Origin of the sequence: Bacteroides sp. BFG-606 (genome assembly GCF_024788145.1) — a bacterium.
Taxonomy (GTDB): Bacteria; Bacteroidota; Bacteroidia; order Bacteroidales; family Bacteroidaceae; genus Bacteroides; species Bacteroides vicugnae.
Genome location: NZ_JANUIL010000001.1, coordinates 3,947,654 through 3,962,669, shown reverse-complemented (window position 1 = coordinate 3,962,669; position 15,016 = coordinate 3,947,654). Strand labels below are relative to the sequence as shown.

Genomic DNA, 15,016 nt, shown 5'->3' with positions numbered 1-15,016 from the left:
CATGACACAAGAAAAAAAGAATGGAAAAATCATTGCGATCATTACGATGATTTTCCTTTTCGGTATGATTTCATTTGTTACTAACCTCGCTGCCCCTATGGGTATCGTATTGAAAAACCAGTTCGACGTATCAAACGCATTAGGTATGCTGGGAAACTTCGGAAACTTTATTGCTTATGCAGTAATGGGTATTCCGAGCGGCATCCTGTTACAACGCGTGGGCTATAAGAAAACAGCACTTATCGCAGTAGCTATCGGCTTCATAGGCGTAGGTATCCAGTTCTTATCCGGCCATTCAAGCCCGGAAATGGCTTTCGCTGTTTATTTGATCGGTGCATTCGTAGCAGGTTTCTCTATGTGTTTGCTTAACACTGTTGTGAACCCGATGCTGAACAAACTTGGTGGCGAAGGTAACAAAGGTAATCAGCTTATCCAGGTAGGTGGCTCTTTCAACTCTGTAATGGCTACCATTACTCCGATGTTTGTAGGTATCCTTATCGCCGGATCTATCGAAAAAGCTACTATTTCTCAAATATTCCCTGTGATGTACACCGCTATGGCTGTGTTCGCTTTCGCATTCTTCGTGCTTTTGTTTGTACGCATACCAGAGCCTAACGCCGCTACCGCAACAGAACCTATCGGTAAATTGATGAAAGGTGCTTTGAAGTTCCGTCATTTCGTCCTGGGAGCTATTGCAATCTTTGTATATGTAGGTATTGAAGTAGGTGTACCGGGAACTTTGAATTTATTCTTGACAGACCCTGTAGAAAAAGGTGGAGCAGGTATCGCTTCTACAATCTCGGGATTCGTAGTAGGAACATACTGGTTCCTGATGTTGATCGGACGCTTGACAGGTGCTTCTCTTGGTGCTAAAATCTCCAGTAAGGCTATGCTTACATTTACTTCTGCTTTAGGTTTGATTCTGGTATTCCTTGCCATCTTCTCATCTACAGAAACAATGGTTGATCTACCTGTACTTCAACAAAGCGCTACCGGTAGTTTGTCATTCGGATTTGCAGAAGTTCCTATCAATGCCATGTATCTGGTATTAGTGGGCTTATGTACTTCTATCATGTGGGGTGGTATTTTCAACCTTGCTGTAGAAGGTTTAGGTAAATATCTGGCTGCTGCTTCCGGTCTGTTTATGGTACTGGTATGTGGTGGAGGTATCTTACCTGTAATTCAGGGATTAGTAGCCGATATCGCTGGTTTCATGCCTAGCTATTGGGTTATTATCGCCGCTTTGGCTTACCTGTTGTTCTACGGTCTGGTAGGTTGCAAGAATGTAAATAAGGATATTCCTGTGGAATAAACAATCACATAGAATAGAATTCAATTTATTCACCTTTAAAATATAAATATCATGGATACAGAATACGTAAGAAGTCGATTCATTAAACACTTTGACGGAACTACCGGCTTTCTATATGCTTCTCCGGGCCGTATCAACCTGATCGGCGAACACACTGACTACAACGGTGGATTCGTTTTTCCGGGAGCGGTAGATAAAGGGATGATTGCTGAAATCAAACCGAACGGTACTGACAAAGTAAAGGCTTACTCTATCGACTTGAAAGATTATGTGGAATTTGGCTTGAATGAAGAAGATGCTCCACGCGCCAGCTGGGCAAGATATATTTTCGGTGTATGCCGTGAAATGATCAAACGTGGCGTTGACGTGAAGGGATTCAATACTGCTTTCGCAGGTGATGTGCCTCTGGGTGCAGGTATGTCTTCTTCTGCTGCTCTGGAAAGTACATATGCCTTCGCATTGAACGAGCTGTTCGGTGAAAACAAGATAGATAAGTTTGAATTGGCTAAAGTGGGTCAGGCTACAGAACATAACTATTGTGGTGTGAACTGCGGTATTATGGACCAGTTTGCTTCCGTATTCGGTAAAGCAGGCAGCTTGATCCGTCTGGATTGCCGTTCACTGGAGTATCAGTATTTCCCATTCCATCCGGAAGGTTATCGCCTGGTTCTGATGGATTCAGTGGTGAAACACGAATTGGCTTCTTCTGCTTACAACAAGCGTCGCCAAAGCTGTGAAGCTGCTGTTGCCGCTATCCAGAAAAAACATCCGCACGTAGAATTCCTGCGCGACTGTACAATGGCTATGCTGGAAGAAGCAAAAGCTGATATCAGCGCTGAAGACTATATGCGTGCAGAATACGTAATCGAGGAAATCCAACGTGTACTCGACGTTTGTGAAGCATTGGAAAAGGATGATTACGAAACTGTAGGTAAGAAGATGTACGAAACTCATCATGGTATGAGCAAGCTGTACGAAGTAAGCTGCGAAGAACTCGACTTCCTGAATGACTGCGCTAAAGAATACGGTGTTACCGGTTCACGCGTGATGGGTGGCGGATTCGGCGGTTGTACGATCAACCTTGTCAAAAACGAATTGTATGACAACTTCGTTGAAAAAACAAAAGCTGCTTTCAAAGCTAAATTCGGCAGAAGCCCGAAAGTGTATGATGTAGTAATCGGTGACGGTTCCCGCAGACTGGAATAAGAATTCATTCGAAATTAAATAAGTAAAAAGGGCGGCTTCCTCACGGAAGCCGCCCTTACTTTTACAATTAACAAAAATTTAAAACCTATTACTTGGTATTCTGAGCTAACACATCTATTTATTTCTTCTTAAATTTATAAACAGCAAATGTAGTCGGTTCCAGTTCGGTAACAAACACGTTGCCTTCAATCGATACCGGAGTTTCCTGTGGAGTGATGGCGGAAGGTTGTTCAAGCGTGTTATCCTTGTCAAGATCAAGCGAATGAAGTTTGATGCAACGGCCGTCTGAAAGTACATCCTGTTTTTTCAAACCTTCAAAGTTCAATGAAATCGGTTGGGCCGTGGCGGAAGTGTTAACCACCTTAACAATCAATTCATTCTTATCCTTATCATAAACAGCACTGGCAAAGAGTCCGTTTTGCCCTTCAGCTCCTGTTACATTTTTCTTATTCATGGTAAGCGGAAGCACGTTAGTTCCTTTGTTATGTGCAAACAACTGCTGTACATAATAGCTTGTAGTACGCACGGAATTCAGGTTATCAAACCAAATCATATCCGGACGCCATTGCCATCCTTCTACGTGAGCGAAAAGAGGAGCATAAGTAGCCATGTGTACGATGTCAGCGTTACGTTCCAGCCCTGTCATAAAAGCAGCTTCAAGCAGAGCAGCATGGTAATGATTCCATTTTTTGCCTTTTCCGTGGCAGGCATATTCTCCGGCAAACACTTTCGGACCTTTACGGTCATAGTTGTCATAGCGTGCGCCTTGTGTCAGAAACCAACTTTCAGGACGATAGAAGTGTTCATCCACCAAATCAGCTTTCAGACGTTTCATTTCAGGCCACAAATAATCAAACTCTTTTCCTTCGGAATTCGGACCGGAGCTACCTACGATTTTGATTTCCGGATGAGCCTTACGAATGGCTTTGATAAACGGTTCAAGACGTTCGGGATATTCTTTTCCCCATTGTTCGTTACCGATACCGATAAACTGCAGATTAAATGGAGCAGGATGTCCCATATCGGCACGTACCTTCCCCCATGTAGTATTGACGTCACCATTGGCAAATTCTATCAAATCGAGTGCATCCTGAATATAGCTATCCAGATCACAAACTGCAACGTGAGCTTTCGAATCATTATTCTGATATTGACAGGAAAGACCGCAATTCAGAATCGGAAGAGGCGCTGCACCCATTTCTTCGGACAACAGGAAGTATTCGTAGAATCCTAATCCATAGCTCTGATAATAATCCGGGAAGAAACGATGGGTAAAGGTATATTGCCAACGGTTCTCATTCAAAGGGCGGTTTTCTACGGGACCTACCGATTTTTTCCAGTCATAACGGGTATTGAGGTCAGTACCTTCTACGATACAACCACCGGGGAAGCGGAAGACTCCGGGATGAATATCCGCCAATGCTTGTGCTAAATCTTTGCGAAGACCATTTTCATGTCCTTTCCAGGTATTGACCGGGAAAAGAGAAACGTGCTCCAAATCAACCGTTCCTTTAGAAGTAAGGAAAATGCGGAGTACGGATTTTGGATGGGTAATGCCGGACTTCAAGATGACTTGATACTTTTTCCATTCGTTGGAGTCAATCGTCAGATTCTCTGCGGCAAAAGCCTGACGTTCACCCATTGATTTAGTATCGACAAGTTCGATCCTCAATGTTTCTTTCGTACTTCCTTGCGGCAAACGCGCCCAAACAGAAAAGCGATACTCCTCTCCTTTCTTGACGCCAATACCGAAAAAGCCTTCGTTATCCAGGCCGGTATGTTTGTGTCCGTGTCCCGGATCGGAAAGGCGTACATAATGCGGATTACGTTCAAAAGGTCCGTCATCCATCAGTGTCACTTTGCCATAGGTATTCCATCCCATCAGATGCTGGGGGAACTCGAACGAGCGGTTCTTTACCAGTTCCGCGTATAATCCGCCATCAGCAGCATAGTTGATGTCCTCAAAAAAGAGTCCGTACATAGTAGGTTGGATTTCCGCTCCCAGCTTCTTCGTTTGTATCACCAACTCATTGGTTTGCGCATGAAGTGCAAGGTTAGTAAACAAGGCTAATACTGCCAATAAATTTGTGTATCTTCTCATGGTTCTCAATAAAAAATTATATATAGTTAAAATGCAAAGATAATCAGATTCTCAATTTTCCGCGTACCCGATTTTATCATAAACAGGTGTTTATCGGTCAAAAAGGATCAAATTCCATTCATTTGCACAAATTTCCATCTGGTATCCGTATTTATAATACGAAATCAGATAAAAAAACACCTATTTATTACAATCATATAATACAAATATGAACTGCAGGAAAGCGTATATTTATATATATAATAAGGTGTGGAAAAAATTATAAAACATACCTTTTATGCTGCATAACATATAAGAGTGTATTTGATACACCAAACAAAAGTGTTACTTTTACACCCAAAATAAGATAAGCATCTCATTTACATTAAAAATAAAACCATGAAAAAACATTTTCTACTTGCAGGAATTGCCGTGCTGATGCTGGCTGCGTGCAATAACAAACCGGCTTCCGAGCTGACCTTGTCCGGTCTTGATCCGGTAAAATTTCAAACAGAAGTGAATAATGCCCAAACAGCTCTTTACACACTAAAGAATAAGGCAGGCATGGAAGTATGCATCACTAACTTCGGAGGACGTATCGTGTCTATCATGGTACCCGACAAGAACGGTCAGATGCAGGATGTAGTTTTAGGTTTTGACAGCATTGCTGATTATATCAATATTCCCAGCGACTTTGGCGCTTCTATCGGACGCTATGCAAACCGTATCAACCAGGGACGTTTTGTATTGGATGGCGATACGATCCAGTTACCACAAAACAATTACGGACACTGCCTGCACGGAGGTCCGAAAGGCTGGCAATACCAGGTTTATGAAGCCAATCTTATCGATCCGACAACACTGGAGCTGACTCGTATTTCACCGGATGGAGATGCTAATTTCCCGGGCAACGTAACAGCTAAAGTGACTTACAAACTGACTGATGACAACGCTATCGACATCAAATATAGCGCAACTACTGATAAAAAGACGATCATCAACATGACCAACCACTCTTATTTCAATCTTTCCGGTGATCCGTCTAAAATTTCAACCGACCATATCATGTATGTGAATGCAGACTACTATACTCCGGTAGACAGCACCTTTATGACTACAGGCGAAATTGCTCCGGTTAAAGACACTCCGATGGACTTTACTACTCCGAAAGCCGTGGGTAAGGAAATCAATAACTATGATTTCGTTCAATTAAAGAATGGAAACGGATATGATCATAACTGGGTATTGAACACTAAGGGAGATCTTTCTCAAGCAGCCGCCAAACTTACTTCACCCGAAAGCGGCATTACTCTGGAAGTATATACCAACGAACCGGGTATACAGGTTTATACAGGTAACTTCCTCGATGGAACCGTAACCGGCAAGAAAGGTATCGTTTACAACCAACGTGCTTCCGTTTGTCTGGAAACACAACACTATCCTGACAGCCCTAACAAGGCAGACTGGCCGTCTGTTGTTCTGGAACCGGGACAAACTTACAACAGCGAATGTATTTTCAAATTCTCTGTAGAGAGATAATATTAACTCATAAATCATTTTTATCGTGGAAGCATTAGATTGGCTAGTAATCGGAGTCTTTTTTCTGGCTCTGATTGGTATTATTGTTTGGGTAGTCAGACAAAAACAAAATGACTCGGCAGATTATTTCTTAGGTGGACGTGACGCAACATGGCTTGCGATCGGTGCCTCTATCTTCGCATCGAACATTGGCTCGGAGCACTTGATCGGACTGGCAGGAGCCGGAGCATCCAGTGGTATGGCTATGGCTCACTGGGAAATTCAAGGATGGATGATTTTGATTCTGGGATGGGTGTTCGTGCCTTTCTATTCACGAAGCATGGTATATACGATGCCGGAATTCCTGGAACGCCGCTATAATCCTCAATCACGTACTATCTTGTCTGTAATCTCTCTGGTTAGTTATGTCTTGACCAAAGTAGCCGTAACTGTATATGCCGGTGGTCTGGTGTTCCAGCAGGTATTCGGCATCAAAGAACTTTGGGGAATTGATTTCTTCTGGATTGCAGCTATCGGTCTGGTAGTGTTGACCGCAATTTATACCATCTTCGGAGGTATGAAATCCGTTCTTTATACTTCTGTTCTTCAAACTCCAATCCTATTGTTAGGCTCCTTAATTATCCTTGTGCTTGGTTTCAAAGAACTAGGCGGATGGGACGAAATGATGAGAGTCTGTGGTGCTGTGACCGTAAATGATTATGGTGATACCATGACCAACCTGATTCGTAGCAATGATGATGCAAACTTCCCATGGTTGGGTGCTTTGATCGGTTCAGCTATCATCGGATTCTGGTACTGGTGTACTGACCAGTTTATTGTGCAGCGTGTACTTTCAGGAAAGAATGAGAAAGAAGCTCGCCGTGGTACTATCTTCGGAGCTTACCTGAAACTGTTACCTGTATTCCTTTTCTTGATTCCGGGTATGATTGCATTCGCCTTGCACCAGAAATATATCGGTGCCGGTGGTGAGGGTTTCCTTCCGATGCTGGCTAATGGAACTGCAAATGCCGATGCCGCTTTCCCGACATTGGTTGCCAAATTACTTCCTGCCGGGGTAAAAGGTCTGGTAGTATGTGGTATTCTTGCCGCTTTGATGAGTTCTCTTGCCTCTTTGTTCAACTCATCGGCCATGTTGTTCACTATCGACTTCTACAAGCGTTTCAGACCGGAAACTCCGGAAAAGAAACTGGTTGGTATCGGCCAGGTTGCAACAGTTGTAATCGTTATTTTAGGTATTCTTTGGATTCCTATCATGCGTAGTGTAGGTGATGTACTTTACACCTATTTGCAGGATGTTCAGTCAGTCCTGGCTCCAGGTATCGCTGCTGCGTTTTTACTGGGGGGTCTGCTGGAAACGTACTTCTGCTCAAGGTGGTATGTGGGGACTGATTTCCGGTATGGTCATCGGCTTGACGCGTCTGGGTGCTAAAGTATACTATAGCAACGCGGGTGAAGTGGCTGATTCTACATTCAAATATTTGTTTTATGATATGAACTGGCTGTTCTTCTGCGGATGGATGTTCCTATTCTGTATGATTGTAGTAATCGTAGTTAGTCTAACAACAAAGGCCCCGACAGCAGAAAAGATTCAGGGACTGGTATTCGGTACAGCTACTAAAGAACAAAAAGCGGCTACTCGTGTCAGCTGGGATCACTGGGATATTATTCATACTGTAATAATCCTGTCTATTACAGCCGCTTTCTACTGGTATTTCTGGTAATTAAATAATTCACTACGACAACAATGAACAATTATTATAGCTCAAATCCGACTTTCTATGTCGGCATCGACTGTATCATCTTCGGTTTCTCCGAAGGGGAAATCAGCCTGCTCCTGTTGAAGAGAAACTTTGAGCCGGCAATGGGTGAATGGTCTCTGATGGGAGGATTCGTGCAGAAAGATGAAAGTGTGGACGATGCCGCCAAACGTGTATTGCATGAGCTCACCGGACTGGAAAACGTTTATATGGAACAGGTGGGAACCTTCGGAGCAATTGACCGCGATCCGGGTGAACGGGTAATCTCTGTGGCTTATTACGCGTTAATCAACATCAATAAATATGATCTGAATCTGGTTCGGAAACACAATGCTCACTGGGTGAAAATAAACGAGCTTCCCCCACTTATTTTCGACCATCCTGAAATGGTGGAGAAGGCACAGGAACTGATGAAACAGAAAGCGTCCGTGGAACCTATCGGATTCAATCTGCTTCCGAAACTCTTTACGTTGACTCAACTGCAAAGTCTATATGAGGCCATTTATGGTGAGACGATGGATAAACGGAACTTCCGTAAAAGAGTGGCTGAAATGGATTATATAGAGAAAACTGATAAAATTGATAAACTAAGTTCTAAACGCGGCGCTGCCTTGTATAAGTTCAACGGCAAGGCTTACCGCAAAGACCCGAAATTTAAAATCTAATCATTATGCTGGAAGAACTAAAAGAAAAAGTATTTCATGCCAATCTCGAATTGGTAAAGCATGGATTAGTCATCTTTACCTGGGGAAATGTTTCTGCCATTGACCGTGAAAGCGGATTGGTAGTAATCAAACCCAGTGGTGTAAGTTATGATGACATGAAAGCCGAAGATATGGTAGTAGTGGATCTGGATGGCAAGGTCGTTGAAGGACGGCTGAAGCCATCTTCAGACACCCCTACTCACGTAGTGCTTTACAAAGCATTTCCGGAAATCGGAGGAGTGGTACATACACACTCTACCTATGCAACAGCATGGGCACAAGCCGGATGTGACATTCCGAATATCGGAACCACTCATGCAGATTACTTCCATGATGCCATTCCCTGCACAGCGGATATGACGGAAGCGGAAGTGAAAGGTGCTTACGAGCTGGAAACCGGTAATGTAATAGTGAAACGTTTTGAAGGCTTGAACCCTGTACATACACCGGGAGTATTGGTGAAAAATCATGGTCCTTTCTCTTGGGGAAAAGACGCATACGACGCCGTACACAATGCTGTGGTTATGGAACAGGTAGCTAAAATGGCAAGTATCGCTTATGCGGTAAATCCCAATTTAACAATGAATCCGCTGCTGATAGAGAAACATTTCAGCCGCAAGCATGGCCCGAATGCTTATTATGGACAGTAAAACAATTAAAAATTATAAATTTAAACTATAACATGATGAATAACGTATTTGATCAATATGAAGTATGGTTCGTAACAGGAGCACAGCTTTTGTACGGAGGTGACGCAGTAATCGCAGTAGATGCACACTCTAATGAAATGGTTAACGGATTGAACGAATCCGGTAAACTTCCTGTAAAGGTGGTATACAAAGGAACAGCTAATTCTTCTAAAGAAGTGGAAGCTGTTTTCAAAGCAGCCAACAATGACGAAAAGTGTGTCGGTGTTATCACTTGGATGCATACGTTCTCCCCTGCTAAAATGTGGATTCACGGTTTGCAACAGTTGAAGAAACCTTTGTTGCACCTGCATACTCAATTCAACAAGGAAATTCCTTGGGATACCATGGACATGGACTTCATGAATCTGAACCAGTCTGCTCACGGTGACCGCGAATTCGGACATATCTGTACCCGTATGCGTATCCGTCGTAAAGTGGTGGTAGGTTACTGGAAAGAAGAAGAGACTTTGCATAAGATTGCCGTTTGGATGCGTGTTTGTGCCGGTTGGGCAGATTCACAGGATATGCTGATTATCCGTTTCGGCGACCAGATGAACAACGTAGCTGTAACCGATGGTGATAAAGTGGAAGCTGAACAGCGTATGGGTTACCACGTAGATTACTGTCCGGTAAGCGAATTGATGGAATATCACAAAGATATCAAAAATGAAGATGTAGATGCATTGGTAGCTACTTACTTCAAGGAGTACGATCACGATGCTTCTTTGGAAGATAAATCAACTGAAGCTTACCAGAAAGTATGGAATGCTGCCAAGGCTGAACTGGCTATGCGTGCTATCCTGAAAGCTAAAGGTGCGAAAGGGTTTACTACCAACTTCGACGATTTGGGCGACATTGAATACAATGGTTTCGATCAAATCCCGGGTCTTGCCTCACAACGTCTGATGGCGGAAGGTTACGGATTCGGTGCTGAAGGTGACTGGAAATCGGCTGCTCTTTACCGCACTGTATGGGTAATGAATCAGGGACTTCCTAAAGGCTGCTCATTCCTGGAAGATTACACTCTGAACTTCGATGGTGCAAACAGCTCTATCCTTCAGTCACACATGTTGGAAATCTGTCCGCTTATCGCTGCCAACAAACCTCGTCTGGAAGTACACTTCCTCGGTATAGGTATCCGCAAGAGTCAGACTGCACGTCTGGTCTTCACTTCAAAAGTCGGTACTGGCTGCACTGCTACTGTTGTAGATATGGGTAACCGTTTCCGTCTGATCGTGAACGACGTAGAATGTATCGAGCCGAAACCGCTGCCTAAGTTGCCGGTTGCTTCTGCTCTCTGGATTCCGATGCCAAACCTTGAAGTAGGTGCAGGTGCATGGATTCTGGCTGGTGGAACTCACCACTCTTGCTTCTCTTACGACCTGACAGCAGAATATTGGGAAGATTATGCTGAAATCGCAGGTATCGAAATGGTACATATCAACAAGGATACTACAATCAGCTGTTTCAAGAAAGAACTGCGCATGAACGAAGTTTATTACATGTTGAATAAAGCACTTTGCTAAACCTTAAAATATTGATTTCAACATGAAATTAGATGCAAAATCAACCATCGAGGCAGGTAAAGCTATTCTTGGCATAGAACTCGGTTCAACACGAATAAAAGCTGTCTTGATTGATCAGGAAAACAAGCCTATTGCTCAAGGTAGCCACACTTGGGAAAACCAGTTAGTTGACGGACTTTGGACGTATAGCATTGAAGCCATCTGGTCAGGGCTGCAAGATTGCTATGCCGATCTTCGTACGAACGTAAAGAATGCATACGGCATAGAGATCGAGACGCTGGCTGCCATCGGTGTCAGCGCCATGATGCATGGTTATATGCCATTCAACAAAAAAGAAGAAATCCTCGTGCCTTTCCGCACTTGGAGAAACACCAATACAGGCCGCGCAGCGGCTATTTTGTCCGAACTATTTGTCTATAATATCCCTCTGCGGTGGAGCATTTCCCACTTATATCAGGCTATTTTGGACAACGAAGCACATGTGAATGAGATTGACTTCTTGACCACTCTGGCAGGTTATGTGCATTGGCAGATCACAGGCAAAAAGGTGTTGGGAATAGGTGATGCATCGGGTATGCTTCCTATAGATCCGACTACTAACAACTATTCTGCCGAAATGGTGGCTAAGTTCGATAAGCTGATTGCTCCGAAAGAATATAGCTGGAAGCTGCAGGATATTCTGCCTAAAGTATTATCGGCAGGTGAAAATGCAGGTGTCCTCACACCGGAAGGTAGTAAAAAGCTCGACGTATCGGGCAATTTGAAAGCAGGAATACCCGTTTGTCCTCCGGAAGGAGATGCCGGCACCGGTATGGTTGCAACCAATGCTGTGAAACAGCGTACCGGAAATGTATCGGCAGGTACTTCTTCATTCTCTATGATTGTATTGGAGAAAGACTTGTCCAAGCCATACGAAATGATCGACATGGTCACAACTCCTGACGGAAGCCTCGTAGCCATGGTACATTGCAATAACTGTACTTCTGATCTCAATGCATGGGTCAACCTGTTTAAGGAATATCAGGAACTTCTGGGCATACCTGTAAATATGGATGAAATCTATAGTAAACTCTACCATATCGCACTTACCGGTGACACAGATTGCGGAGGTCTCCTTTCATACAACTATATTTCAGGCGAACCTGTAACAGGACTTGCGGACGGAAGACCGTTATTTGTACGTTCTGCCAATGACAAGTTCAATTTGGCCAACTTTATGCGGACTCACCTATATGCTTCAGTAGGTGTTCTCAAGATTGGTAATGATATCCTGTTCAACGAAGAAAAAATCAAAGTGGATAGAATTACAGGTCACGGAGGACTGTTCAGAACAAAGGGAGTAGGTCAAAGAATCCTTGCAGCAGCTATCAACTCGCCTATTTCGGTGATGGAAACAGCCGGTGAAGGTGGTGCCTGGGGGATTGCCTTGTTAGGTTCTTATCTCGTGAACAACGAAAAGAAACAATCTCTTGCCGACTTCCTGGATGAAAGTGTATTTGTCGGAGATGCCGGTGTCGAGGTATCACCCACACCCGAAGATGTAGCCGGCTTTAATACATACATCGAAAACTACAAGGCAGGATTGCCCATCGAAGAGGCAGCGGTCAAATTTAAATAGTTGACAATTGGCAATTCCTTGTTATATATTCATCAAGAAATTGCCGACAAATCGCTGTTTAGCAAGAACCAATTCTCACTAAATATTAACATTAACTATCCCCACCCCTCTCCTCTTTGGGAGAGGGAAAAGGGGAGACTATTACCATGAAAACCACCTCGTTCATACTTAGCCTTGTCCTGTCCGCCTCACTGGCTAAAGCACAAAATGCTCCACAGGTGTCTTACTTCCCTTTACAGAATGTAAAACTATTGGATAGCCCGTTCCTGCAAGCCCAACAGACTGATTTACATTATATACTTGCCTTAAACCCCGACCGTCTGCTCGCTCCTTTTCTACGCGAAGCAGGTTTACAACCTAAAGCTCCTGGCTATACCAACTGGGAAAATACCGGATTGGACGGACATATCGGCGGACATTATCTATCCGCCCTCTCCATGATGTATGCCGCTACCGGAGATACTGCTGTCTACAACCGCCTCCACTATATGCTGAATGAGTTGCATCATGCACAGCAAGCTGTAGGTACAGGATTCATCGGAGGAACTCCGGGAAGCCTCCAACTTTGGGAAGAAATAAAAGCTGGAAAGATCCGTGCCGGAGGTTTCGACCTTAACGGCAAATGGGTACCTCTATACAATATACATAAAACGTATGCAGGATTACGGGACGCTTACTTGTATGCAGGAAGCGATCTGGCACGTAAAATGCTGATTGACCTTACAGACTGGATGATAGACATCACTTCCGGTTTGAGCGACGAACAAATGCAGGATATGCTTCGTAGCGAACATGGCGGATTAAATGAGACTTTCGCTGATGTGGCTGAAATCACAGGCGACAAGAAATATCTGGAACTGGCCCGCCGTTTCTCCCACAAACTTATCCTCGACCCGCTTATCAAAGATGAAGACAAGCTGACAGGTATGCACGCCAACACACAGATTCCCAAAGTGATCGGTTACAAACGAATAGCCGAACTTTCGCAAGATGACAAGAGTTGGAATCATGCTGCTGAATGGGATCATGCCGCCCGTTTCTTTTGGAATACGGTAGTCAATCACCGTTCCGTCTGCATCGGAGGAAATAGTGTCCGTGAACATTTCCACCCGGCGGATAACTTCACGTCCATGCTGAACGACGTTCAAGGACCGGAAACCTGTAATACTTACAACATGCTCCGTCTTACTAAAATGCTTTACCAGAATTCTCACAATCCCAACAATACACAGGAGCCTGATCCCAACTACGTAAACTATTACGAACGTGCGCTTTACAATCACATTCTTGCATCGCAGGAACCGAATAAGGGTGGATTTGTCTATTTCACTCCCATGCGCCCGGGACACTATCGTGTGTACTCACAACCGGAAACATCCATGTGGTGCTGTGTCGGTTCTGGCTTGGAGAATCATACCAAATACGGTGAATTTATTTATGCACATCAGAAAGATACGCTTTATATCAATCTCTTCATCCCTTCACAACTGACCTGGAAAGAGCAAGGCGTAACTTTGACACAGGAAACCCGATTCCCTGACGACGGTAAGGTAACTTTGCGAATAGATGAAGCGCCCCAGAAAAAACGTACTTTAATGATACGTATTCCGGAATGGGCTAACCAATCCAAAGGCTATAGCATCAGCATCAATGGGAAAAGAAAAATATTCATTATGGCAAAAGGTAATCAGTATCTTCCTCTCTCCCGCAAATGGAAGAAAGGAGATATCGTTACTTTCAACTTACCGATGAAAGTCAACATGGAACAGATTCCCGACAAGAAAGATTATTATGCTTTCTTATACGGTCCTATCGTTCTTGCAGCTTCCACGGGCACTGAACACCTCGATGGTTTATATGCCGATGATAGTCGTGGCGGACATATCGCTCATGGCAAACAAATTTCGTTACAGGAAGTTCCGATGTTGATAGGAAATCCCGATTCCATCCGTAAGTCTCTTCACAAAGAACAAGGCAGCCGGATCGCTTTCAGCTACAACGGAGATGTTTACCCTGCACAAGGCAAAGCATTGAAGCTTGTTCCCTTCTTCCGCCTGCATAATTCCCGCTATGCCGTTTATTTCCGGCAGACAAGCGAAGAGCAGTTCAAAGCCATTCAGGAAGAAATGGCAACGGCTGAACGAAAAGCAACCGAATTAGCTAATCAAACCATTGATCTTATCTTCCCCGGCGAACAGCAGCCGGAATCCGACCATGGCATCCAATATGAGCAGGCAGAAACCGGAACGAACACAGACCGGCACTTCCGTCGTGCCAAAGGTTGGTTCGGCTATCAACTGAAAGTAAAAGAAGAGGCAAGCCGCATACTGATTACAATACGGAAAGATGACCGTAACAAAGTAGCTATTCTACTGAATAATGAAAAGTTGGCTGTTAATCCAATGATCAGTGAAGCAGATAAAGATGGTTTTATCACCCTTTCTTATGTCCTGCCTCAAAAACTGAATACAGGCAGCTGTCCGATACGTTTCATCCCTGACGGAACGGAATGGACACCTGCAATTTACGAAGTACGTTTACTAAAATAAACGTTCAAAAAGAAATAACCATCATCAAAATCAAAC

At 43.9% G+C, this 15,016-nt stretch carries 9 protein-coding genes and 1 pseudogene; 9 read left to right on the top strand and 1 reads right to left on the bottom strand.

Annotation, left to right across the window (positions count from 1 at the left end; genetic code table 11):
• Position 1: 1 nt before the first annotated feature.
• On the top strand, positions 2 to 1,312 hold the full coding sequence (locus tag NXV01_RS14725) for an MFS transporter (RefSeq protein ID WP_074556471.1): 1,311 nt from the start codon (positions 2 to 4) through the stop codon (positions 1,310 to 1,312).
• A gap of 51 nt (positions 1,313 to 1,363) precedes the next feature.
• A complete protein-coding gene (gene galK, locus NXV01_RS14720; RefSeq protein ID WP_195650654.1) occupies positions 1,364 to 2,518 on the top strand; it encodes a galactokinase in 1,155 nt (384 codons plus the stop codon).
• Positions 2,519 to 2,636: 118 nt separating this feature from the next.
• Here galK and NXV01_RS14715 read toward each other — a convergent pair whose 3' ends face one another.
• Entirely contained in the window at positions 2,637 to 4,619 is a 1,983-nt protein-coding gene (locus NXV01_RS14715) for an alpha-L-arabinofuranosidase C-terminal domain-containing protein (protein WP_195649089.1), read from the bottom strand.
• 378 nt (positions 4,620 to 4,997) lie between these two features.
• Between NXV01_RS14715 and NXV01_RS14710 the strand changes: the two genes are divergently transcribed.
• From NXV01_RS14710 to NXV01_RS14680, 7 genes and pseudogenes are all read left to right on the top strand, one after another.
• Positions 4,998 to 6,137, top strand: a complete 1,140-nt coding sequence (locus tag NXV01_RS14710; RefSeq protein ID WP_148366267.1) for an aldose epimerase family protein — start codon at positions 4,998 to 5,000, stop codon at positions 6,135 to 6,137.
• A gap of 25 nt (positions 6,138 to 6,162) precedes the next feature.
• Positions 6,163 to 7,858, top strand: a pseudogene (locus NXV01_RS14705) (sodium:solute symporter).
• Between the two features lie 23 nt (positions 7,859 to 7,881).
• Complete coding sequence (locus NXV01_RS14700; protein ID WP_074556461.1) at positions 7,882 to 8,559, top strand: NrtR DNA-binding winged helix domain-containing protein; 678 nt, start codon at positions 7,882 to 7,884, stop codon at positions 8,557 to 8,559.
• A gap of 5 nt (positions 8,560 to 8,564) precedes the next feature.
• Entirely contained in the window at positions 8,565 to 9,248 is a 684-nt protein-coding gene (locus NXV01_RS14695; RefSeq protein ID WP_074556460.1) for an L-ribulose-5-phosphate 4-epimerase, read from the top strand.
• Positions 9,249 to 9,283: 35 nt separating this feature from the next.
• Positions 9,284 to 10,813: an L-arabinose isomerase gene (gene araA, locus NXV01_RS14690; protein WP_148366378.1), complete on the top strand. Its 1,530-nt coding sequence runs from the start codon at positions 9,284 to 9,286 to the stop codon at positions 10,811 to 10,813.
• A 22-nt stretch (positions 10,814 to 10,835) separates the two neighbouring features.
• Entirely contained in the window at positions 10,836 to 12,431 is a 1,596-nt protein-coding gene (locus NXV01_RS14685) for a xylulokinase (RefSeq protein WP_148366264.1), read from the top strand.
• A gap of 146 nt (positions 12,432 to 12,577) precedes the next feature.
• Complete coding sequence (locus NXV01_RS14680) at positions 12,578 to 14,980, top strand: glycoside hydrolase family 127 protein (RefSeq protein WP_259022750.1); 2,403 nt, start codon at positions 12,578 to 12,580, stop codon at positions 14,978 to 14,980.
• The last annotated feature ends 36 nt before the right edge of the window (positions 14,981 to 15,016 follow it).

What these genes read in the sequence shown, in the direction of transcription:
- NXV01_RS14725 (WP_074556471.1), top strand. Translation starts at nt 2, where the DNA reads ATGACACAAGAAAAAAAGAATGGAAAAATCATTGCGATCATTACGATG.
- galK (WP_195650654.1), top strand. Translation starts at nt 1,364, where the DNA reads ATGGATACAGAATACGTAAGAAGTCGATTCATTAAACACTTTGACGGA.
- NXV01_RS14715 (WP_195649089.1), bottom strand. Translation starts at nt 4,619, where the DNA reads ATGAGAAGATACACAAATTTATTGGCAGTATTAGCCTTGTTTACTAAC.
- NXV01_RS14710 (WP_148366267.1), top strand. Translation starts at nt 4,998, where the DNA reads ATGAAAAAACATTTTCTACTTGCAGGAATTGCCGTGCTGATGCTGGCT.
- NXV01_RS14700 (WP_074556461.1), top strand. Translation starts at nt 7,882, where the DNA reads ATGAACAATTATTATAGCTCAAATCCGACTTTCTATGTCGGCATCGAC.
- NXV01_RS14695 (WP_074556460.1), top strand. Translation starts at nt 8,565, where the DNA reads ATGCTGGAAGAACTAAAAGAAAAAGTATTTCATGCCAATCTCGAATTG.
- araA (WP_148366378.1), top strand. Translation starts at nt 9,284, where the DNA reads ATGAATAACGTATTTGATCAATATGAAGTATGGTTCGTAACAGGAGCA.
- NXV01_RS14685 (WP_148366264.1), top strand. Translation starts at nt 10,836, where the DNA reads ATGAAATTAGATGCAAAATCAACCATCGAGGCAGGTAAAGCTATTCTT.
- NXV01_RS14680 (WP_259022750.1), top strand. Translation starts at nt 12,578, where the DNA reads ATGAAAACCACCTCGTTCATACTTAGCCTTGTCCTGTCCGCCTCACTG.